The following is a 21,910-nucleotide window of genomic DNA, read 5'->3' on the forward strand; positions in this document are numbered from 1 at the left end:
GTGTGATTCTGATTAAATGGTTCTCGTGTTAGGGTTGTGCATACAGGGATTAGAATGTGAAGTGGAGCCCGCACATGAAGCTGCGTGCACTGGGGAAGGAGCAGAAGTTATAGCCCGGGGTGAACGTTCCGCCGGCATAGTCCACATTGTAGCCATGGTAGCCGGTGAAGGTGTAGAGGTTCTGGGCCGACACGTAGGCGCGCACGCCGGAGACGATGCCGCCGAACCACTTGTCCGGGAAGTTGTAGCCCAGTTCGATGTTGGCTATCTTCCAATAGGCGGCGTTCTGAATCTTGCGCGAGCTGAAGAGGTCGTTCCAGGCCAGTGTGGCGTTGTTCGTGGCATAGGTGCGCGGCACATTCGACAGATAGGTCTGCCCGTCCTCCGACCAGCGGTTGGCATCCAGCACGGCCACATCCTTGTTGCCCCAGCCGTAGCAGGAGTTCAGGCTGTTGTAGATGTCGTCCGATACATGATAGTTGAGTGCGCCGTAGGTGGCGATGCTCAGGTCGAAGTTCTTGTATTCGAGGTGTGCGTTGAGGCCGAAGTTCACCTTGGGCAGACCGCTGCCCAGCACCACCTGGTCGTGTTCGTCTATTTTTCCGTCGGGTGTGCCGTTGGGGCCGCTCACGTCCTTGTAGAGGCAGTCGCCCACGTTGGCCCCCTGCTGGGTGGCGTGGTTGGCCAGGTCGTCCTTTGTGCGTGCGATGCCTTCATACACCCAGCCGTAGAACTGGCCGATCTCCTGCCCCACATAGGTGGCATAAGAGCCGGTGATGTAAGACTCTGTACCGAAGCCGAGCGACACCACTTTGTTCTTCAACGTGCTCAGATTGGCGCTCAATTCATACTTCAGCGCATGGTCGCGGTTGCGGTAGGTGGCCGAGAACTCGAAGCCACTGTTCTCCATGGTGGCGGCGTTCATGATGACCGTGGTGTTGGAAACACCGGCCTGCTCGGGCACAGGCACACCGTAGAGCAGGTCTTCCGAGCGGTTCTTGTACCACTCGGCAGTGAACTCCAGCCGGTTGTTGAACATGGCCAGGTCGAGGCCCACGTTGGTGGTCTTGCGCTTTTCCCACTTGATATTGTCGTTGACAAACGTCGACACGGCCGAGCCAGTGACGGGTGTGTTGCCGAAGCTATAGGTCATATTGTTGCGCACCATGGTGGCTTGGTACTGGTATTCGCCGATGTTCTCGTTGCCCAGCACGCCATAACTGGCCCTCAACTTGAACATATTCACCACGTCGTGGCTGATGGGGAAGAACTTTTCCTTGTCGAAACGCCAGCCCAACGACACCGAGGGGAACGTGTCCCAACGCTTTTTCTTGGACAGGCGGGAGCTGCCGTCGCGGCGGATGATGGCCGAGAAGAGATACTTCTCGTCGTAGTTGTAGTTGAGACGACCGATAAAAGAGGTCAGCGTGTGCACGTATTCGTAGGACTCGGCGTCGCGCTTGGCACTGTGTTGCACCTGCAGGAAGTAGGGCTCGTACAGGTTGATGCCCCATCCGGTAAGCAGGTCTGTGTGCTCTTCCTCATAGGTTTGGCCCAGCACGAAGTTGATATTGTGCTTGCCAATATGGCCGTCATAGGTCAGCGTGTTCTCAATGAGGGCGTCGGTATAGTCGCGGCTCGCTTTGGTAAGGCGCTCGTTGCTCTTGTCCAGATACACGCGGTTGCTCTGCGCCCAGGCCGAGATCCAGGTGCGATCCTTGGCGTGGGTCATGCTGTAAGACAGGTTGAGGCGGTAGGTCAGGCTGTGGTTCTTGCTGCCGAGCCCCACCATCTTGAGCAGATCCACGTCTGCCGAGCCCGTACCCACGAATCGGTCCACGCGCGTGTTGCGCTGCAACAGGTTGTTCACCAGCAGTGGATTGGAGGCCGAGATGTCGCCGTGGATGTTGTCGTAGTACACGCCGTAGCCGTAAGCGTCGTAGTTATAGCCGCTGGCCAGGCCCACGCGGTCGTCGAGCACCCACGTGGAGTTGTCATAGGCACGGATGGTGGGCTGCATGAGGAGCGTGCCGCGCAGCACGTTGGTCACGTCGCCGTAGAGGCCTTGCACGTATTCCGACGCGTTGGAGAGGCCCATGCCGTCCTGCGAGGAGTGGGAGTAGACCAGCGAGGTGCGGAACTTCACGAACTTCGTTTCCATCGTGTTGTTCACGCGTGCAGTATAGCGTTCGTAGTTGGGCCCGGCCCCTTCGAGGGTGCCTTTCTGCTTGAAGTAGTCGAGGGCAACGTTGAATGTGTTGTGGGCTCCGCCGCCGCTCAGGTTTACGTTGTGGTTCTGTCGCACGCCCGTCTTGAACACTTCGCCGAACCAATCGGTGTTGGTGTTGTCCATGAAGCGGTATCGCTGGGTCGCGGCGTCAAGGCTGTAGCCGCCGGGCAGAGGCGTGTTGGAGTTGGCCGTGGCCTGTCCGATGTACTGGCTGTACTGGTTGGCGTCCATCACGTCGTAGACTCCACGCGAGATGTTGTCCACGCCGAAGTAGCCCGAATAGTCCACCTTGAGCGGCTGGTCTTTCCGTCCGTTCTTGGTGGTGATGATGATAACGCCGTTGCCTGCGCGCGAACCGTAGATGGCACCGGCGGCTGCATCTTTCAGAATCTGGATGGTAGCGATGTCGTTGGGCGAGAAGTCGCGGATGGTGGTACCCATCGGCACGCCGTCGACGACGTAGAGCGGGGCCGTGTCGCGGAACGAGGCGATGCCGCGAATGCGCACTGTCGGGTCGGCGCCCGGCTGGCCGTCGGTGGTGATCTGCACGCCCGGCACCCTGCCTTCGAGCATGGTAGAGATGTTGGAGTTGGAGGCCTTCTTCATCTCTTCGGCGTTGACAATCGAGACGGAGCCGGTGAGATCGGCCTTTTTCTGCGTTCCGTAGCCCACCACTACGACCTGGTCGAGCACGTTGTTGTCCGCCGAGAGCTCGATCTGTTCGATGATGGCACGGCCGCGTACAGCTACTTCCGCATCCTTGTAGCCCACGTAGCTCACTACGAGCGTGCCGTTGGCCGGGGCGTCGAGCTGGAACTTTCCGTCCAGGTCGGTCACGGTTCCGTCCTTGGTGCCCTTTACTTTGATGGTGGCTCCCACGAGCGGTTCGCCCTGGTCGTCCACAACTTGGCCGCTCACTTTGATGGTCGGGGCCTGTGCCACAGAGGCCATTGCGGGCGTGGCAAAGGCTGCAAAGCCGCCCATGGCGCTCATGCAGAGCATGATTGAGAATAGTTGTTTCCTCATTTGATTTGTATTTAGGTTTAAATGTAAAGGCCTGGCATGCGCGCCCGGCCGTGGCCGGGCTTGGGTGTAAGGCTTTTGGCGATAGCGGTATATCCGGTGCCAAAATTAGAAAAAGGTTGATGACGATGGGTGGACAAAGCGTTCCAATGGGTGGACAAAACGCAACGGGCCGCCGTGGGCCGCTGTTTTACTTTCCGGTGTAGAGGCTGGGCGACGTGCCGTATTGCCGGGTGAAACAGCGCGTGAAGTATTTGGGGTCGTTGAATCCCACCTTGAAAGCTATCTCAGAGATGTTGCGGTTGCCCACGTTTTCCAGCAGGATGCGGCGGGCAATGTCGAGCCGGTAGTTGCGGATGAACTGGCTGGTGGGCAGCCCCGTCTCGGCGTTGAGCCGTTTGCTCAGGGCGCTGCGCCCCATGCCTATCCGCTCGCAGAGCTCCTCCACGCCGAAGTCGGGGTCGCTGTAGTGGGCTTCCATGAGGGTCATCACGCGGTCCATGAAGCTCTTGCTGGCCCGGGCGATGGCCTGTTTGTCGGCCTCCTGCGTCTTGGCCACGCTCTCCACGTAGCGGTTCTGGTTGGCCAGGATGGTCTGTATGCGGGCTTGCAGGCTCTCGGGATTGTCGCTTTCTTTCATGGCGGCCTCGATGGGGCGGTAGAGTCTCTCGGCCTCGCGGCGACGCACGATGCGGAGCCGGCGGCGGTAGAGGGCGTAGGCCGCGGCCGATGCAATGGTGATGAATGCGAGCAGGAACCACCAGGTCTTGTAGAAATAAGGGGCAACCCTCACGCGGATGCCGATGGTTTGCACGTGGCGGCTGCCGGGCGCGCCGCCGTAGGCCACCTGAAACACGTAGTCGCCGGGCGGCAGCGTGGAGTAGCGCACGCTGTGCTGGCCCGGCTGCAACCGCATCCAGGCGTCGTCGAAACCCTTCATTCGGCAGCTGTACACGTCCTCATGGCCGTAGCCATAATCGAGTGCAGAGAACTCGATGGTGAACGACTTGATGCCCTCGTGCAGGTACAGCGTGCGTGCGGTGACCATGTTTTCGTGCAGGTAGCCCGAGCCGGGCGTGACCTCTTCATTGTCTACCAGCAGCCGTGTGAAGCAGAGATGCGACTGGGTATAGGCCGGCCGGCTGAGGCCCATCAGGGCGGTGAGGCCGTCGCACGAGCCCAGATAGAGCACGCCTTGGGGCGAGAGCAGCACCGAGTTGAAGTAGAATTGGGTGGAGAGCAGACCGTCGGCCCGGGTGTAGTTGTCGAAGGTTTCGGTCTGCGGGTCGAAGTGGGCCAGGCCGTGCTCGGTGGTTATCCAGAGCCGGCCGCGGGCATCCTCGGCAATGCCTTTCACGGCGTTGCAGGGCAGTCCGTGGTCGGTGGTGTAGGCCTTGAACCGTTTTTGGCCATTCCATCGGGTACAGCGATACAGTCCGTAGCCGTTGCTGCCCAGCCAAAGGGTGCCGTCGCGCGTCTGGCAGAAAGCCTGAATCTTCTCCAGAATGCCGCTTTGCGGGTCGTCGAGCTTATAGGCAGACTGCCGGTAACGGGCGAAGCGACCGTTGCGCCGCGACCTGAGATCGATCTGCACCATGCCCTCCAGACAGCCCACGAGGAGCTGTTGGTCGCGGGTGACGAGGCTGCCGATGCAGCCCGTGATGCGTGGCCGGGCGGGCAGGGGCTGCGTGAGCCGACGCTCGGTGAAATCGTAGAAAAAGAGCCCCGTGTTGGTGCCCACCCACAGGCCGCGGTTCAGGGTGTCTACGGCCAGGGCTCCGATGAAATCGAGCGAACCGGCCGATTGTGGGCCTACGTTCAGTGGCCGGATGGCCCCGCCCTGTTGCAGGTCGGCCGTGCAGATGCCGCCGCCCCAGGTACCAATCCATAGTGTGCGCTCCCCGGCGTCGGCCGCGAGGGTGGACACGCTGTTGTGGGTGAGCGGGGAGTTGGCTGTGGTGTAGTGTACGAACGTGTTGCTCCCCGGTGCCTTGCGGTTGAGGCCACCCTCGACAGTGCCCACCCACAGCGTGCCGTCGCGCTGCACGTACATGGCGTTGACGCAGTTAGGCGAGAGCGAACCGGGTGTCTTGGGCTGGTGGGTGTAGTTCACGAGGCTGAGCAGACGGGGCGTGAGCTTGTTCACGCCGCCCGATTCGGTGCCCACCCATATCTGGCCGTTGGCGGTCAACAGGCAGTTGATGAAGTTGCTGGAGAGCTGCAGCTCGGGCGAGGTGGTGTTCCAGTGGCCCGTGGTGCGCGTCAGGGGGTGGTAGATGTCCAGTCCTTGCAGCGTGCCGATGAGCAGACGGCCGTCGGAGGTGGGGCAGAGGGCGGTGACATAGTTCTGCGACAGGCTCACCGGCCCCCTGCCTTGCACGATGCGTGTCTTGTCGGCGTCGTCGATATAGATGCCGTCATTGGTGCCCAGCCACACGTAGCCCCGGTACCGGGTCATGGTCATGATGTAGGCTTGGCCCAATGGAGCGAATGCGGCGCGCAGGTCTTTGCGATGGAATCGGCCGTTTTTCACGGTGAGTAGCTCTATCTGGTTGTCGTGCCCCAGCCACACGGAGCCGTCGCCCCGGATGTCGCAAATGGCCACGTCGGGGGCGGAAACGCGGCAGGGCATGGCGGCCATCCCCACCACGGTGCCCCGACTGTCGAACGCGATGCGGTGTATATGGCTCTGCGTGACCATCCAGATGTTGCCCTGCGTGTCGCGGTACACCCGCAGCCCGCGCTGTTTCAGGGCCCGTGCCAGCTGCGATTCGAGGGCTGTCGTGGCGCACGGCGGTATCGTCTCCTTAAGGGTGTTGAGGCCGAGTATGCCCGTGTAGTCGTCGAAAGCCACCCAGAGCCGATGGAATCGGTCTTCGGCCACGTTCTTGCACGAGTGGCTGCGCATGAGCCGGCCTCGGGAATCGGAGCCGAAGTATTCGTAGCCGTAGCCGTCGTAGCGCACGAGGCCGCCGCCCCGTGTGCATATCCAGATGAAGCCGTAACTGTCTTGATGGATGTCGTCCACGAAGTTGTTGGGCAGGCCGTGGCCCATGTCGAGCAGGTCCACGTTGTAGCGTTCGTGGGTCCGGCCCGCGCTTGTGCGGCCGGCAACCGGCGTTGCCAGCACCAGCATCAGCAGCCAGCTTATCATGCCCAAGGACTTCATGGCAGGTCGAGACATTATGAATTGCAATTCCGTACAAAAATAATAAAAAAGCCCCGACCCGCCAAATCTTTTGCGGTTTACCATTGGCCGTCTCTGCCCTGCCTGTGGCCGCAGGTGCCGCCGCCCGCCTGTGGCGGTATGTGGGCGGTGCCCCTCGGCGGCGTTTCCTTGTTTGCCGGCCTGCGTTTGCGCCGTAACCGCGTTGCGTTTACGGTGTTTTCGCCGCGCGATTACGCCGTTTTCGCATTGCGATGACGGCGCGGCCGCACTGCGATTGGGGCGTGTGCACCTGGGCCCGGGCAGCCGTTGGCTATCCCACGATGCGCTTGCGGCCAAACATCAAGGGGGAAATGTGCAGGAAATCCAGCAGCCGGCAGAGGCCGAGCGAGCCGACAATGCAGACCGACAATGACGTGCAAAGAAAGAGCAGGCGCGTCGGGTCGAAAGCCAAATACGGTACGAGCGCCTTGCAACATATCGTAAAGATGGGGGAGAACAGGTACAATGCCAGGGAGTTGCGGCCCAAGAACAGGAGCGGCCGCCGCAATGCCGCGGGGACATGGGAGTAGACAGACAGCGAGGCGGAGAACACAAGGTAAACGATCAGCACGCCTCCGACAGTGGCTCTGTCGAATGCGGCGGGATGGAAAAACAGAACGGCCAGGGCGAAAAGCGACCACCACGACCTGCGAAAGACTTCCAAAAGGGAATGCGGACTCTGCCGAATCGCGACCCCTGCCAGGAAATACATGGCACAAGCCAGCGAAACAAGTCCAAGCTGCGCCAGGGCGGCGTAGGCCAGTCCCAGGATGATGAGCCGCGACGTGGCCGAGGCTTTTACCCATCTGAACACCGCGAAGCAGCACCCGCCACAGACCATCAGGGTGTGCAGATACCAGTAAGGGCCTAAGGGCTTGACGAACAGGTGATGGAACAACACGCCCCACGTCAGGTCGTCCACGTGGTCTCTTGTCGGCAGCAGGGAGGCCATGAGGACGTATCCGGCCTCCATCGTGACGTAAGGCACGGCCAGCCACAGCAGTGTCCTGCCGTAGCTGCGCGCGCTTCGGTCTGTTTTCATGAGATAGCCGGATATAATCAGGAATCCGGGCATGTGGAAAGTGTAGACAAAATTCTTGAGATAGGGATAGCCATCGCCTATATAAACAAGGTGGAAGGCTATCATGAGGAGGATAAACAGGGCCTTGAGGAAATCCAATTCCTCGATTCTTTTCTTGGCTTCTCTCCTTGGGGTCGATGAAATGTTCATGTGGTGGATGGATGTTTGCTTGGGGTTGGTGCCCATTTCAGGCTGTAAATTTACCATTTTTATTTGAATCCTCCATGCGAACAGGCAAAAACCGTGAAACGGGTAAGTTTTCCGGCAATCTGGGCATGCTCGTTATCATCCGTTTTTCATATCTTTGCAACGGTAAAAACAAATCTCGTTTATCAATCTTTCGTCCGTCCGCACAGTTCCATACAAGCGGCATACAAAGTGTATGCCCCCTGCTATTTTTGCCCAATCCATCGGCTTTTTCAGCTCTGCCGGCCTTGCGGTTGCAGGCTCGCGCGGTATTCCGAGGGCGAAATGCCCAGGTGCTTGGTGCAATAGCGGCTGAAATAGGACAGGGAACTGAAGTTCATGGCATCGGCAATCTGCGTCAGCGAGAGGCGGCTGTCGTTGAGGTAGTCCTTGAGAATAGGGACGGTGTAGCGGTCGATGAACGAGAAAACGTTGGTGCCCGTCGTGCGTTTCACGACTTTGGAAAGGTATTTGGGCGACACGTTCAGCTCCCGGGCGTAATATTCCACGGTGCGCTCCGTGCGGCATCGGCCGGCCGCAAGCAGGCTGATGAGTTCCTTAACCACGTGGCTTCTGCGGTCGGTGCTGTGCTGTGCCTGGTTTCTGCGGGCATGGATGGAGAACAGGTCGTACATCATCAGGCGGCAGATGCTGCCGATCATCTCCTGAAAAAAGAGGTGGGAGCCGGCCTCTTTCATGCGGTCGGAGAGCAGACGGATGTCGGCCAGAAACAGTTGGGCCTCGTGGGTTGTGGCATGGACGACGGGGTCGGCGTAGAGGCTGATGCCCCCACCAATGGCAAAACTGTTGGAGGGCAGCTGGTTGTTGAGGAAGTTGTAGGGGGCGGCAAAGTACTCTACTTTCATATTTGGACTGGCGCCCAGGTTCTTCAGTCGGTCGGGCAGGGTCAGAATCAGGATGTCGCCGGCACAAAAGTGAAAGCATTTGTCGTTGAACACGAAGCTGCCTTCGCTCTCCAGACAGAGCAAATGGGCGCAGGAGCCGTGCAGCCGTGCATGGTTGATGCTTTGAAAATCAGTGGAATAAACCAGTCTTCATTCCCAAATCCGTTCGCAAGGAGCGCATGGAGGAGAACTTCTCCCTTCTTTGACTTCTCGCTGACGGAGGCCGAGTTAAGGGAAATCAAGGCTCTCGACTTGAAGAAGAGCCAGTGGTTCGAATACCATGACCCAGAGACGGTGAAGTTGTTCATGGGTTGGAAATAGATCTAATACAGTGTCTCAAGGCTACACATGAAATAGAAGGATATGAAAGCAATCAAGTATCTCACAGTACTGCTGGCCGGATTGATGATGTCTACCTCGTGCATCGCATAGAAAAAAGGTGAAACAGGGAAAGAACAAACAACGGTTTTGCCATTTATGGCCACGAGACACGAAAGGATATGAGCAAGGTCGACAAATGGCTGAGGGGCTTGGGATATTCTGTTGACAAATGAAGAAGACAATCATTACGCTCATGCTGCTGCTTGTTGCTGGCATGGCATTCGCACAAAAGAATCATAAAATGGAAACAAAATATTTGTCGGCGCGCCAGTTGCATCTGGCCACGCTGGCCAGTCTTGAGGCACAAGGAGACATGACCCGTCTGGAGACGGCCGTGGCGGAGGCTTTGGAGGCCAAGGTGACAGTCAATGAAATCAAGGAGGCTTTCTCCCAACTCTATGCCTACACGGGCTTTCCACGTTCGCTCAATGCGCTGGGCGTGTTGAACAAGGTGCTTGAAACCCGCAAGGCTGAGGGCAAGAAAGACAACGAGGGCAAGGCCTGGGAACGCCCAAAAGAATGGGATGATGCCAAGGCCGCGCTTGCGCTGGGCGTTAAGAACCAGACGGAGCTGAGCGGCCGGCCTTTCAATTATGACTTCTGCCCCTAGAATGATCACTACCTGAAGGCCCATCTCTTTGGCGACATCTTTGCGGGCAACCAGCTTTCAAACGCCGACCGCGAGATAGTGACGGTTGCCGCGTTGGCTTCGCTCAAGGGCGTCGCACCGCAGTTGGCCGCCCACAAGGCCGGTGCGGTGAACATGGGCAACAGCCGGGAGGCGGTGGACGAGCTCATGGCTTACCTGAGTGCCCAAGGCCTTTCCCAATGCGACAATGCCGCCGATGCCAATGCCGGCCCATGGCCCAAGGGCAATCCGAACACCGCGTATGCCAAGTATTTCATAGGCGAGAGCCATTTGGCAGGCCTTGTGCCGAAGAACTTGACAGCCGACGAGAAGACCGTGCTGCCGATGTCCAACGTTACTTTTGAGCCGGGTTGCCGCAACAACTGGCATGTCCACCATGGCGCACACCAAATTTTGATTTGCGTATCGGGCAAGGGTTGGTACCAGGAGTGGGGCAAAGCGCCCATCGCCCTTCATGCAGGAGACGTGATCGACATTCCGGAGGGCGTGAAGCATTGGCATGGCGCACAGAAAGACAGCTGGTTCCAGCATATCGCCATGCACGTGAAGACCGCCGACGAGGCCAGCAACGAGTGGCTGGAGGCGGTGAGCGATGAGGTTTACAACAAGTTGAAATAAGGGCATGAACACTCACGGGAGTGCGTTGTTCGGGGCATGACAGTGCCGGTTCATGCACGAAACACGGCCAGTAAAGGCAAACGGTGCCAGGCTACTTGTCGTTGTAGCTTGGCACCGTTTGTCTTGTTTTCTCCCTTGAGAGCAGTTTGTGTCTAAACGAATGTTAAAAGCGCCGCCGTCCTGTAACCTTTCCTCCGGCCGCTCGTCATTCTTACAGTAACAGCAAAAAGATCTGCACAACTCAAGCAACGGCAAGATGGATTACAAGTACATCCAACAACTTTTGGAGCGCTACTGGCGCTGCGAGACGACTCTCAATGAAGAGGGCATCCTGCGGGCGTTCTTCAGTCAGGACGAGGTTCCGGCTGAATTGGGGCGTTACAAGGCTCTCTTCTGCTATGAAAAGTGCGAGAAGGCGACCGATGTGCTGGGCGATGACTTCGACGAGAAGATACGTGCAATGATAGAAGAGCCCAAGCCGGTAAGGGCACGCGTCATCACAATGCCGCAGCGCCTGAGGCCTTTGTTCAAGGCTGCGGCCGTGGTGGCCATCATCCTTACGCTGAGCAACGCCATGCAGGTACCGTTCGGGCAGCAGAATGCCGACTCCATCAGTAGTTTCGACGGCTACGACAAGCCCGAGCTGGACAAGGGTACATCGGTGGCCATGGGTGACAGTGCGGTGGTGGACACGATGAAGCAGAGCATGATCGAGCCAAGTGTGCCCATACGCGAAGCTGTTGTCAAATAAGAATATTTCTATGCTTTCTCTATAAAAATCATGTTTAGTAAAACAACAACGAAGCTGTGAAGCTTCATTTCTCTCAAATTTTTCATAACATACTAATGTAAGTTAAGGGACCACAGCTCTGTAGCGAGCATGTGGTCCCTTATCTGTATATGGTGGATTCCGGCCTGTGCACCAAGCTATTCGCCGGCCCGTTTCAGGCGGATGGAAAGCTGGAGCAGGCTGGGCAGGAGGATGCAGATGGAGAAAGCGAGGCCCATCCACATCATGCGGCTGTCGCCATGGAAGAGGTCGATGAGCTTGCCGTCGGCCATTTGGGGCATGAGATTGAACATGATGTAGGCCACCGTGTTGTTGATCCAATGAAAGACTACGCCAGGAATGATGGAGTCGGTGCGATAGTACATCCAGCCGAGCAGCAGTCCGATGAGGGTGGCATGGACAAATTGCGGCAGGTTCAGGTGTACAGCCCCGAACAGGACAGCTGAGACAAGGATGGCCAACCCATGCCGACGAGGACCCAGCAACCGCAGCAATGTGCGCAGCACGGCTCCCCGGAACACCAGTTCCTCGGCCAACGGAGCCAGGATGCCGATGGCCAGGTAGCCCGTGGGCTCGCCCATAATCTCTGCAAACATCTTCTGGGTGGCAACGGGCAAGGAGAGAGCCAGCTGGTCTTGCAGCCACTCGGAGGGCAGGATGGAGCCCAGCGAGGCAAAGACCACCCAGGCAAGGACCTGCCAGGGATGGGTGGACAGCCATGCGCGCGACAGCAAAGCCCATCGCAGGGTGGTGAAAACCGTGAGCGTGAGGGCGCTGCCCAACACGGATGCGAGCACAAGCTGCTTGCCCGACAGTTGGAATCCGCCTGTGGACAGCTGGGCATAGAACCGGCTCCAAGAGCCATTCTGCACCCACACATCGAGCCCAGCCACACCGACAGTAACGACATACTGTATCAAAAAGAACACGACGATGAAAAACAATACGTCGAGTATTCCGCGAACATTCTTATTCATGTGTTATGAGATTTAATCCATTTCATCGTTAAACAAGGCTTCTACCTGCTGCTCGTCGTCCTTGAGTTGCTCGATGAGCTGCGTCACATGCTCGAAGTGACGTTCGCTGCGGATGCGACGGATGAAGGAGAGTTGCAGCAGTTTGCCGTAAATGTTGTCGTGGAAGCGGAAGATAAAGGTTTCCAGTGTGCGTTGTGAACCGCCAAACGTGGGCCGTGTGCCGATGTTGGTCATGGCGGGCATGAAGGCCACAGTCTGTTCCAAACGGGCCCTGACGGCATACACACCGCCCCCGGGGACAAGCTGCCCGAATTCGGAAGTGTCGAGGTTGGCCGTGGGAAAACCGAGTTCCCGTCCTTTCTTAAAGCCGTCTACGACGCGCCCTACCACCGTAAAGGGATAGCCAAGACACTGATTTGCCATTTCGATTTCACCCTCGCGAAGAAACGACCGCACCACGGAAGAACTGACTTGCACGCCATTCAGCAGGAAAGCGGGCTGCCGAACCACCTGCATTCCCATCTGCCGACCGTATTCCACATAGTCGTCGAAGCCCTCGCTTCGGTTGTGTCCGAAGCGGTTGTCATAGCCGGTCACCAGCCGGCGGACACCGAGACGCCCGACCAGCACCCGCTGCATGAATGCGCGGGCCGAGAGACGGGCCATGGCTTCATCGAAATGAAGCACCACCACGATGTCCACACCCGTGCGTGCCAAATGCAGCAGCTTGGCGTCGAGCGTGGTGAGGAGCTCGGGTTGATAGTCTTGCTGAAGCACCTGACGGGGATGACGGTCGAAAGTGATGACCATCGAGCGCATCCCCTCTGCCCGTGCATCGGCTATGACCCGGCGGATGAGGTACTGATGCCCCCGGTGAACACCGTCGAAAAATCCGACGGTGGCCACGCTGGGCAGGGTTTGTGGAGCGGTGTGGGCATCCAAATAGAGCGTCTTCATGCCCGATGACGATGAACCAACCGACAGACGGCATGCCACAGCTCACCGCCGCCAAAGACAAACAGGCCCGTGAGCCCCACGATGCCGGCCCACTCACCAAAGCTCAGCGGTTGGGTGCGGAACATGCGGCCGCCAAACGTAACGATGAGCCACTGTCCTGCAAGGATAAGCAGCAGGACGAACAAAAGGCCGCGTTCGCGCAGGATATGGCGCAAGGCGCTGTGGCAGGAGCCGAGGCACTTGGCATTGAGCAGATTCCAGAACTGAAGCATCACAAAGGTGGTGAAGAAGAGGGTAAGCTCGTGTACGTCGATAATGCTGCCAGCCCCATGACGTTCGCACCAAATCAGGAACACGAACATCACGGCAAAGAACAAGATGCCGCAGGACAGGATGCCCCGTCCTATGGGGCGGGAGATGATAAACTCACGCTGAGAACGGGGCTTGTCGAGCATCACTTCACGGGACGGTGCGAGCGAGGCCAAGGCCATGGCGGCGAAACTGTCCATGATAAGGTTAACCCAAAGAATCTGTGTGACCGTGAGCGGCATCTCGGTGCCGATGAACGAGCCGCCGAGCACGAGCAGCAGAGCCGAGAGGTTGACTACCAATTGGAAGTAGAGAAAGCGCTGGATGTTCTTATAGAGCGAACGGCCCCACATGACTGCCGAAGCAATGGAATGGAAGCTGTCGTCGAGCAGCGTGATGTCGGAAGCTCGCTTGGCCACCGAAGTGCCCGAGCCCAGCGACAGTCCCACGTGCGCATAGTTGAGGGCCGGTGCATCGTTGGTGCCGTCGCCGGTGACGGCCACCACCTCGCCGTGTTTCTGGAGAAGCTGCACCAAACGCTGCTTGTCGGCCGGCCGGGCACGCGACATCACGCAAAGATGCTCCACGCAATCGTAGGCTTCCTTGTCGGAGAGGGCGGCAAATTCCGCCCCTGTGATGTGCCAACGCTCCCGACCCTTACAGTTCTCTTTCCCCTTACTTTCCAGACAGCTGATTTGTCGGGCTATTTCGATGGCTGTTTCCGAGGTGTCGCCCGTGACAACCTTGACCTTGATGCCTGCCCTGTGGCATTGGGCAATGGCAGCGGGGACATCCGCCCTCACAGGATCGCTGATGGCTACGACAGCCTGTCCATGATAGTCGGCATGGCTTGAGGGTTCGGCAAAGGTACCCTCGCGAAAAGCCAGAGCCAGGGTGCGCATGGCTTGCCGCTGGTAGCCGGACAGTGTCCGGTCGATGCCTTGGCGTGCTTCGGTCGTAAGTCCACAGGCCCCAAGCACGGTCTCGGGAGCGCCTTTCAGAAAGGTCCAAGGCCGGCCGTCAATGCTAACGGTAGTGGCCATATACTTCTTTTCTGTGGAGAACGCGATCTGTTCTTGTACGGGATATTTGTGGCGGAGCTTGAGATAGTCGTATCCATTTTCTTTCAGCCACAGGAGCAGTGCCCCCTCTGTCGGGTTGCCGATGGGGGTGTCTCCGTCGAGTTCTGCCGTCGTGTTCACGGCAATGGCTATGGCAAGCCACTCTTGGATTCTGTCGGACTCCAAACTATCGCTATTGAGAGAGGGATAATCTTTTTCCGGATTACAGTCGGAGATAGGGGTGAGGCTTCCCACTTGCATCTTGTTTTCCGTCAGTGTTCCTGTCTTGTCCGTACAAATCACAGTTACCGCTCCCATGGTCTCGGAGGCGTGGAGCTTGCGGACAAGGTTGTTGGACTTCAGCATGCGTCGCATGTTGAGTGCCAAGGCTAAGGTGACGGCCATGGGAAGTCCCTCGGGAACAGCCATCACAATCAGCGTGACAGCCATCATGAAATAGTTGAGCACCACCAGTGCCATGGCAAAATAATCCGTACCATGCCAAATGGGATTGGTCAGGATGTCGCGAACGAGAAAACATACAAATGCTGTCACGGCCACCGTAGTACCGATGAGGGAAATGAGTTTGGCCAGTTTGTCCAACTGCATGCTGAGCGGGGTTTTGGTATGGGTGGTTTCTGTGGCACTGGCGGCAACTCTGCCTATTTCTGTCTTGTCACCGACACGGGTCACAACAGCCTCGCCATGACCGTTCATCACCATGGTGGAACGCAGGATGAGATGGGCAGGATAGGTTGCTCCGCCATGAGTTCCCTCGTTTTGTTGTTCCCCGTTCTGCCCCTGAAAAGAGCTGGAAAAAACCGCTTTTGTTGTCAGAGGCTCCCCCGTCAGGCTCGACTCGTCAACTTGAAGATTCACGCATTCCAGCAATTCGGCATCAGCCGGAATCTCATCGCCCACGCCAACCAGGATGACATCACCCACAACAACGTCGCGGCGAGGAATCTCCACTACCCGGCCATTGCGGCGCACCTTTACGGGCTGGTCTTCGTTGATGGCTGTAAGCAGACGGAATTTGCTGGCCGCGTCACGTTCGAAATAGAACCCCACCGTCGTAGCAGTCACAATGGCCAGCAGGATTCCAAAGGTCTCAACAAAGTCGTTCTCGATAAAGGCCAAGGCCAATGAAACGGCTGCAGCTACCAGCAAAATCTGAATAATCGGATCCCGATATTTCTCCATGTAGAGTTTCCACATGGAAGTACGCTTGGGCGGTGTCAATACATTGTCACCATGTCTCTGCCGACTCTCCAAGACTTGGGTGTCTGTCAGGCCATGCTTCGTATCCTGCACCTCCTCGTCGGTCAAGTCCTGCCAATTATTTTGCACTTGATGATTCATAATTCTTCTATGCTTGTTGATGCACATCTTGCGCCACCAATTCTCACTATCACTTGCAAAGTTAGCTAAATTACCCATAATTGCCAATACATTCCTTTTGATTTAGCGACTTTTTGCAAAAAACATTTGGTTATTTGCCCAAATCCCCTTACCTTTGCAAAACAACTTATTGCTTTCTTTTGTACAGCAACAAGCCGGACTTGTAGCTCAGTTGGTTAGAGCAACAGACTCATAATCTGGAGGTCCCTGGTTCAAGCCCAGGCTGGTCCACAAATAGGTTTCAAAAGGACGTCAAACAATACGTCATTTTAGCCTTCAAAACAAGGATAATCGCTGTAAAATCAAGGTTTTACAGCGATTTTTTGTTTTTTTATCCATATCCGTTTGACTGCCAAACTATACCTTTTGATAGTCATCATTCGGTCATTTTCTGCTACAGAAATTGCTACACAAAAGCAGGCTCTCAAAAAAATGTAGCAATGAATGGAAAATGACTATTAAATTGACGGCATGCAAAACTTTCGTTTTCAAGAACTTATGTCGAACTTTGTAGCCAAAAAGCTACACTAAAATGATGCGTTATCAAGCGGCTCTTCTCAAAGCCGACCTCATTGTATGGCAATTTCCATTCTATTGGTACACCATGCCGGCACTGATGAAAAAATGGCTCGATGAGGTCTTCCTGCATGGTTTTTCCCACGGCTCCAAAGGGGTACTGGGAGGCAAGAAGTTTCTCGTGTCTTTCACTACAGGCGCACCGGCTGTGGCCTATACCGGAGAGGCTGATGCCATTGCTGACATCAATCGTCTGACAGAACTCTACTCGGCCACGGCCAAACTATGTCGGCTCGACTATCAAGGCGCTATGTGGATCAACGGTGTGAGCTACACATCCCGGCAGACACCCGAGGGCATAGAGCAGCAGTGACAGGAGGCTGTGGCATACGCCGGCAGACTGGTAGAGAGAATCAAGGAAATAATGAACCAATAAAACATGAAGACTATGTATAATTTAGAGAACAAAGTGGCCATCGTGACTGGTGGTGGATCGGGTATCGGACAGACTATTGCCTTGCGTCTTGCCGACGAAGGTGCCCACGTGGTGATTATCGGCAGAACGGAAAAATCGTTGAAGGAGACGGCGGAGAAACATGAAAACATCAGCTATGTAGTGGCCGACATCACCAAGACTGCCGACCTTGAAAGGCTCTTCTCTGAGGTAAAAGTTAAGTTTGGCCGTCTGGACATACTTGTCAACAATGCCGGCGTGGCTCCCGTCACACCGCTTGAAAGCCTGAAAATGGAGGAATACGACAATACTTTCAACATCAATGTGCGCGGCATCGTAGATGCAGGCAGACAGGCTCTCCCCTTGTTGAAAGCAAGCCACGGAACAATCATCAACATATCCTCGTCGGTCAGTCTGCGTCCCATGGCTAACATGTCGGTCTACTCGGCAAGCAAGGCCGCTGTCTCGGTCATCACGAAAGCGTGGCCCCGTGAGTTTTCCAAAGAGGGTATTCGCGTCAAAGCCGTCAACGTAGGCCCCATTTGGACACCTATCTACGAGAAAACAGATTTGGATCCCGAAGCAGCCAAGAAGCACATCGAAACCGTACAGGCACTTATTCCGATGGGGCGTTTCGGCAAACCGGAGGAGATTGCCGCAGCCGTTGCATTTCTTGCATCCGATGAGGCCAGCTTTGTGAGCGGTTCTGAATTTGCCGTAGACGGCGGATTCACAGCCTGATGTTTAACCGTTAAACGAAGAAACAATGTTTATTGTAGATGCAAAAGTAACACCGGGTGAGCAGACGCGGTCGCTCATCAGCGTGCATGAAGAGTTTCTCAACAAGAAGTTTGATGAAGGAATATTCGTGATGTTCGGCTTGAACAAGACCTTGGAGTGGCATGGCACCATCATCGCCAAAGCCGAAAGTCTGGAAACGCTTCAGGAGCATCTCGCCGAAGACCCGTTATTGAAAGCTGGTTGCGTAGAATATTCCATACAGGAGTTTCATGCGGCAAGAATCGCAGAACACATTACGGAATAGCCCGGAGCACATGGGCGTTTCAAATATTATATGCCATATTGGTCCAAACCTTGAAACTTCTGCTTGATGGTTTGCCGTCCGCGGAAGATGTTCACTTTCACCTGCTCCTCGGTAATACCCAGAATGATGGCAATGTCTTTGTAGCTTTTTCCCTCGAAGTCGCGTAGCTGAATGCAGCTGCGCTGCTTCTCGGGCAGGGCGTCCACGAGTTGCCGCACAATGGCCAGCTGGTCGTGTTCTATGGTGTGTTCCGAGGGAGTGGGCATGTTGGAGGGCTGTTCGGCCTGCCCTTCGTCCAGCGTGGCGTTGCGGTTGCCGTGCCGTTTGATGCTGTCCAGCGAGAGATTGCGGCACACCGTGAAGCAAAACGCCTCCATGTTGTCTATCTTGTCCCAGCTTTCGCGTCGGTTCCACACCTTGATGAGCGTTTCCTGCACGATGTCTTCGGCCTCGGCACTGTTGAGCGTGATACGCAGCGCGAGGCGATAGAGCTGATTTTTCAGCGGCAGGATGTCGGTGTGGAAACGATTTTGATACATCATGGTTGTGGCATTCGGGTACGGATCACCGTGCCGTGCCGCCCGTCTATGGCTGTGGCGAGGGTGATGATGACACGCCCCACACCGGCCTCTACGGCCTGCAGCGCATTCTCTATCTTGGGAATCATGCCACCCGAAATGGTGCCGTCGGCCCGATAGCGTACAAAGTCGGCCCGGGTAATCACGGGGATAACGCTGCCGTCGTCCTCGGGATTGGCCAGCACGCCAGGCTTCTCGAAGCTGTATATCAGCGTCACGTCATACTGGCCAGCCAAGGCCTTGGCCGTCTCTGCGGCAATGGTGTCGGCGTTGGTGTTGAGCATGTGTCCTTGTCCGTCGTGTGTCAGCGGGGCCATCACGGGCGTCACCCCGCGCCCGATAAGGGTTGCAAGGGCATGCCCGTCCACATGGTCTACGTCGCCTACGAAGCCATAGTCAACCACAATCGGTGTGCCACCATCAGTAGCAGGGGTGGAGACAGGTGCCCGCTTGTGGCTGCGTATCACACCCATGTCTGCCCCTGTGAGGCCCAGGGCGTTGATGCCGTTGGCCTGGAGTCTGGCCACGAGGTTCTTGTTCACCAGTCCGCCGTACACCATGGTTACCACCTCGAGCATTTGCCGGTCGGTGATGCGTCGGCCGCCCACCATCCGGCTCTCGATGCCCAGTGCGGCTGCAACCTTGGTGGCGCGTCTGCCCCCGCCGTGCACCAGCAGCTTGTTGCCGGATATGGCGGCGAAGTCCTGCAACAGTTGGTTCAGGCGTTCCTCATCTTCTACAATGGCTCCGCCCACTTTCACGATAGTCAGTTGTTCTTTCATTCTTTTCGTCAGGAGTTATGGAGTTAAGGAATTATGGCTTACCTTGCTCGCCGGAGTAAAGACAAATGCCTGTTGGAGTCACATTCTTTCTTCTTTACTGCTATATTCCAGGGTGGCGTTGTACCCCTCCTGTTGGGGTGGCGGGGGAGAACTCTATTCCAAATACGTATATCCGTACAGCCCCGAACGATAGTTGTTCAGGAACTCCTTGCCCTCTTCAAGCGAGATTTTGCCTTGCTTCACACTTTTCGTCACCCACTGCTCCAGCTGGCGCACCAGCTTCTTGGGATTGTACTGCACGTACTCCAGCACTTCTTCTACGGTTTCGCCGTCGAAGATCTGGTCTATGTTGTACTTGCCGTCTTTCACACTGATGTGGGCTGCCGTGGTGTCGCCGAAGAGATTGTGCATGTCGCCCAGAATCTCCTGATAGGCTCCCACGAGGAACACGCCCAGGTAATAGGGCTCATTTTTCTTGAGCGGGTGGAGCGGAAGCACGTGCGAAACATGGCCGTCCGACACGAAGTTGGCTATCTTGCCGTCCGAGTCGCAGGTGATGTCCTGCAGCGTAGCCTTGCGTGTGGGCCGTTCGCCCAACCGCTGTATCGGCATGATGGGGAAGAGCTGGTCTATGGCCCAAGAGTCTGGAAGGCTCTGGAAAAGCGAGAAGTTGCAGAAATATTTGTCGGCCAGCAGCTTATCAAGGCCGCGCAGCTCGTCGGGCACGTGCTTCATTCCCTTGGCCAGCGTGTTGATTTCGTGGCACACGCTCCAGTACATGGCCTCTATCTCGGCCCGTGTGCGCAGGTCCACAATGCCGTGCGAGAAAAGCTCCAGCGCCTCGTCGCGTATCTGTTCCGCGTCGTGCCAGTCCTCGAGCATGCTCTTGGGATTCAGGTTGTCCCATATCTCGTACAGGTCCTTGGCCAGCTGGTGGTCGGTGTCCTTGGCCTCAAACTCCTCTGGCATTTCGGGCAGCGAGGCCGTTTCCAGCACGTCGATGACCAGCACCGAGTGATGGGCTGCCAGCGAACGCCCGCTCTCTGTGATGATGTTGGGATGGCTGATGTCGTTCTTGTTGGCTGCATCGACAAAGGTATAGACGCAGTCGTTCACGTATTCCTGGATGGAATAGTTCACCGAACTCTCACTGTTCGACGACCGCGTGCCGTCGTAGTCCACGCCCAGGCCGCCGCCGCAGTCCACAAAATCCACGTCGTAACCCATCTTGTGCAGGTTGATGTAGTACTGGGCCGCCTCGCGCAGGGCCGTCTGTATGCGGCGTATCTTGGTGATTTGACTGCCGATGTGGAAGTGAATGAGTTTCAGGCAGTCGTGCATTCCCATGCTGTCCAGCTTCTCTAAGGCCTTGAGCAGCTCTGACGAGTTCAGTCCGAACTTCGAGGCGTCGCCGCCGCTCTCCTCCCATTTGCCCGACCCCGACGAGGCTAGTTTGATGCGGATGCCCAGGTTGGGCTTCACCTTCAGGCTCTTGGCCACGCGGGCAATGATGTCCAGTTCGTTCAGTTTCTCCACCACGATGAAGATGCGTTTGCCCATCTTCTGGGCCAGCAGGGCCAGTTCGATGTAGCTCTGGTCCTTGTAGCCGTTGCAGATGATGAGCGAGTCGCTTTGGCACTGCACGGCAATCACGGCGTGCAGTTCGGGCTTGGATCCGGCCTCCAGCCCTAAATTGAACTTGCGGCCGTGCGAGATAATCTCTTCCACCACGGGTTGCATCTGGTTCACCTTGACGGGGTAGATGATGAAGTTCTCGCCCTGAAAGCCATATTCCTTCTTGGCTTTTTCAAAGCATGAGGAGGTCTTCTCGATGCGGTTGTCCAAAATGTCGGGGAAGCGCAGCAGCACGGGCGGCGTGACATCGCGTAGAGCCAGCTCGTCCATCACGTCGCGCAGGTCTATTTGAGTGTTGTCCTTGCAGGGCGTCACATAGACGTCGCCCTTGTCGTTGATGCCAAAGTAGGAAGTGCCCCAGCCATTAATGTTGTAGAGCTCCTTCGAATCTTCAATCGTCCACTTCTTCATTGTTGCGTGTAAAAGAGAATAAGCGTAAAAAAGTAAAAGGGTAAAAGAGAAACTGCGGGGGAAGCACTCGGGAAGACATAGGGGAGCATTAGCGCAGCCCCAGCGTCTCTTTCAGCTTGTCCACCGTGATTTTGATTTTGTCGTAGTTGTCCATCAGGGTCACGTCGAGGGTATGCCGGGCCTGTACATAGTAGGCTTCGCGTTGCCCGAGCTGCTCATGGATGAAAGTCTGCACCTCTTCGGGTGTCTTGTTGAGCAGCAGGGGGCGCACGGTCTTTCCCATTTTCAGATGGCGGTAAAGCACTTCCGGCGTACACTTCAGGTAGACCGACTCGCCCTGGCGGTTGATGTAGTCCATGTTGTCGAAGAAACACGGTGTGCCGCCCCCACAGCTGATGACCACGTTCTCGAACTCGGCCACCTCGTGCAGCATGTTGTGTTCTATCTGTCGGAACCTTTCCTCGCCCTGCTCGTCAAAGATTTGCCTCACGCTCTTGCGCATGCGGCTCTCGATGTACCAGTCCAAGTCGTAGAAAGGCATGCGCAGGTCGGCGGCCAAGGCCTTGCCCACGGTGGTCTTTCCCGACCCCATGTAGCCGATGAGAATGATGCGAAAGCCTCTCTCCACCCCTCCGGGCGAGGGTGTTCCGGCACTGGTGGATGGCGGGTCGGCCGCGTCTTTCGTTAACTTTTCCATGGTTTAAAGCGGATGT

Annotated in this window: 18 protein-coding genes and 1 tRNA gene; 8 read left to right on the forward strand and 11 right to left on the reverse strand. The window is 56.6% G+C overall.

Features of this window, described 5'->3' with window-relative positions:
- Window positions 1-49: 49 nt before the first annotated feature.
- The 4 genes from PREDE_RS00060 to PREDE_RS00075 form a co-directional block, all read right to left on the reverse strand.
- Window positions 50-3,256 (reverse strand): SusC/RagA family TonB-linked outer membrane protein, encoded by a 3,207-nt coding sequence (locus PREDE_RS00060; protein WP_005845566.1) that lies wholly within the window; start codon window positions 3,254-3,256, stop codon window positions 50-52.
- 187 nt (window positions 3,257-3,443) lie between these two features.
- Window positions 3,444-6,407, reverse strand: a complete 2,964-nt coding sequence (locus PREDE_RS00065) for a two-component regulator propeller domain-containing protein (RefSeq protein WP_235777494.1) — start codon at window positions 6,405-6,407, stop codon at window positions 3,444-3,446.
- A gap of 325 nt (window positions 6,408-6,732) precedes the next feature.
- Window positions 6,733-7,749 (reverse strand): acyltransferase family protein, encoded by a 1,017-nt coding sequence (locus tag PREDE_RS00070; protein WP_005845571.1) that lies wholly within the window; start codon window positions 7,747-7,749, stop codon window positions 6,733-6,735.
- 212 nt (window positions 7,750-7,961) lie between these two features.
- Window positions 7,962-8,594, reverse strand: a complete 633-nt coding sequence (locus PREDE_RS00075; protein WP_154648453.1) for a helix-turn-helix domain-containing protein — start codon at window positions 8,592-8,594, stop codon at window positions 7,962-7,964.
- 69 nt (window positions 8,595-8,663) lie between these two features.
- Between PREDE_RS00075 and PREDE_RS00080 the strand changes: the two genes are divergently transcribed.
- The 4 genes from PREDE_RS00080 (at window position 8,664) to PREDE_RS00095 (ending at window position 11,032) form a co-directional block, all read left to right on the forward strand.
- Window positions 8,664-8,954, forward strand: a complete 291-nt coding sequence (locus tag PREDE_RS00080; protein WP_154648454.1) for a hypothetical protein — start codon at window positions 8,664-8,666, stop codon at window positions 8,952-8,954.
- A gap of 229 nt (window positions 8,955-9,183) precedes the next feature.
- Window positions 9,184-9,624 carry a carboxymuconolactone decarboxylase family protein gene (locus tag PREDE_RS14155; RefSeq protein WP_005845575.1) on the forward strand — a complete coding sequence of 147 codons (441 nt, stop codon included), beginning with the start codon at window positions 9,184-9,186 and terminating at the stop codon, window positions 9,622-9,624.
- Between the two features lie 12 nt (window positions 9,625-9,636).
- Window positions 9,637-10,281 (forward strand): cupin domain-containing protein, encoded by a 645-nt coding sequence (locus PREDE_RS14160; RefSeq protein WP_262498065.1) that lies wholly within the window; start codon window positions 9,637-9,639, stop codon window positions 10,279-10,281.
- A 256-nt stretch (window positions 10,282-10,537) separates the two neighbouring features.
- Window positions 10,538-11,032: a hypothetical protein gene (locus PREDE_RS00095; protein WP_005845579.1), complete on the forward strand. Its 495-nt coding sequence runs from the start codon at window positions 10,538-10,540 to the stop codon at window positions 11,030-11,032.
- Between the two features lie 176 nt (window positions 11,033-11,208).
- Here PREDE_RS00095 and PREDE_RS00100 read toward each other — a convergent pair whose 3' ends face one another.
- The 3 genes from PREDE_RS00100 to PREDE_RS00110 are packed head-to-tail and all read right to left on the reverse strand — an operon-like array spanning window position 11,209 to window position 15,815.
- The gene (locus tag PREDE_RS00100) at window positions 11,209-12,048 is read right to left on the reverse strand and encodes a CPBP family intramembrane glutamic endopeptidase (protein WP_005845581.1); all 840 of its coding nucleotides are present in this window, start codon (window positions 12,046-12,048) and stop codon (window positions 11,209-11,211) included.
- 12 nt (window positions 12,049-12,060) lie between these two features.
- A complete protein-coding gene (gene ribF / locus PREDE_RS00105) occupies window positions 12,061-13,005 on the reverse strand; it encodes a riboflavin biosynthesis protein RibF (RefSeq protein ID WP_005845583.1) in 945 nt (314 codons plus the stop codon).
- On the reverse strand, window positions 13,002-15,815 hold the full coding sequence (locus PREDE_RS00110) for a calcium-translocating P-type ATPase, PMCA-type (protein ID WP_005845586.1): 2,814 nt from the start codon (window positions 15,813-15,815) through the stop codon (window positions 13,002-13,004). Before PREDE_RS00110 ends, ribF begins: the two co-directional genes overlap by 4 nt.
- 118 nt (window positions 15,816-15,933) lie before the next feature.
- Here PREDE_RS00110 and PREDE_RS00115 point away from each other — a divergent pair.
- The 4 genes from PREDE_RS00115 (at window position 15,934) to PREDE_RS00130 (ending at window position 17,791) form a co-directional block, all read left to right on the forward strand.
- Window positions 15,934-16,007 (forward strand) — tRNA-Ile (locus PREDE_RS00115).
- Between the two features lie 301 nt (window positions 16,008-16,308).
- A complete protein-coding gene (locus tag PREDE_RS00120) occupies window positions 16,309-16,665 on the forward strand; it encodes an NAD(P)H-dependent oxidoreductase (RefSeq protein WP_005845589.1) in 357 nt (118 codons plus the stop codon).
- 66 nt (window positions 16,666-16,731) lie between these two features.
- Window positions 16,732-17,487, forward strand: a complete 756-nt coding sequence (locus tag PREDE_RS00125) for an SDR family NAD(P)-dependent oxidoreductase (RefSeq protein ID WP_005845591.1) — start codon at window positions 16,732-16,734, stop codon at window positions 17,485-17,487.
- 25 nt (window positions 17,488-17,512) lie between these two features.
- Window positions 17,513-17,791: a YciI family protein gene (locus tag PREDE_RS00130; protein WP_005845593.1), complete on the forward strand. Its 279-nt coding sequence runs from the start codon at window positions 17,513-17,515 to the stop codon at window positions 17,789-17,791.
- Window positions 17,792-17,817: 26 nt separating this feature from the next.
- Here PREDE_RS00130 and PREDE_RS00135 read toward each other — a convergent pair whose 3' ends face one another.
- The 4 genes from PREDE_RS00135 to PREDE_RS00150 all read right to left on the reverse strand — a co-directional run bounded on the left by PREDE_RS00135 (window position 17,818) and on the right by PREDE_RS00150 (window position 21,894).
- Complete coding sequence (locus PREDE_RS00135) at window positions 17,818-18,333, reverse strand: RNA polymerase sigma factor (RefSeq protein WP_005845595.1); 516 nt, start codon at window positions 18,331-18,333, stop codon at window positions 17,818-17,820.
- Window positions 18,330-19,151, reverse strand: a complete 822-nt coding sequence (argB, locus tag PREDE_RS00140; RefSeq protein ID WP_005845597.1) for an acetylglutamate kinase — start codon at window positions 19,149-19,151, stop codon at window positions 18,330-18,332. Before argB ends, PREDE_RS00135 begins: the two co-directional genes overlap by 4 nt.
- Window positions 19,152-19,304: 153 nt before the next feature.
- The gene (speA, locus tag PREDE_RS00145) at window positions 19,305-21,197 is read right to left on the reverse strand and encodes a biosynthetic arginine decarboxylase (protein WP_005845599.1); all 1,893 of its coding nucleotides are present in this window, start codon (window positions 21,195-21,197) and stop codon (window positions 19,305-19,307) included.
- An 88-nt stretch (window positions 21,198-21,285) separates the two neighbouring features.
- Window positions 21,286-21,894 (reverse strand): shikimate kinase, encoded by a 609-nt coding sequence (locus tag PREDE_RS00150; protein WP_005845600.1) that lies wholly within the window; start codon window positions 21,892-21,894, stop codon window positions 21,286-21,288.
- Between the last annotated feature and the right edge of the window lie 16 nt (window positions 21,895-21,910).

This window comes from Prevotella dentalis DSM 3688, assembly GCF_000242335.1.
Taxonomy (GTDB): domain Bacteria; phylum Bacteroidota; class Bacteroidia; order Bacteroidales; family Bacteroidaceae; genus Prevotella; species Prevotella seregens.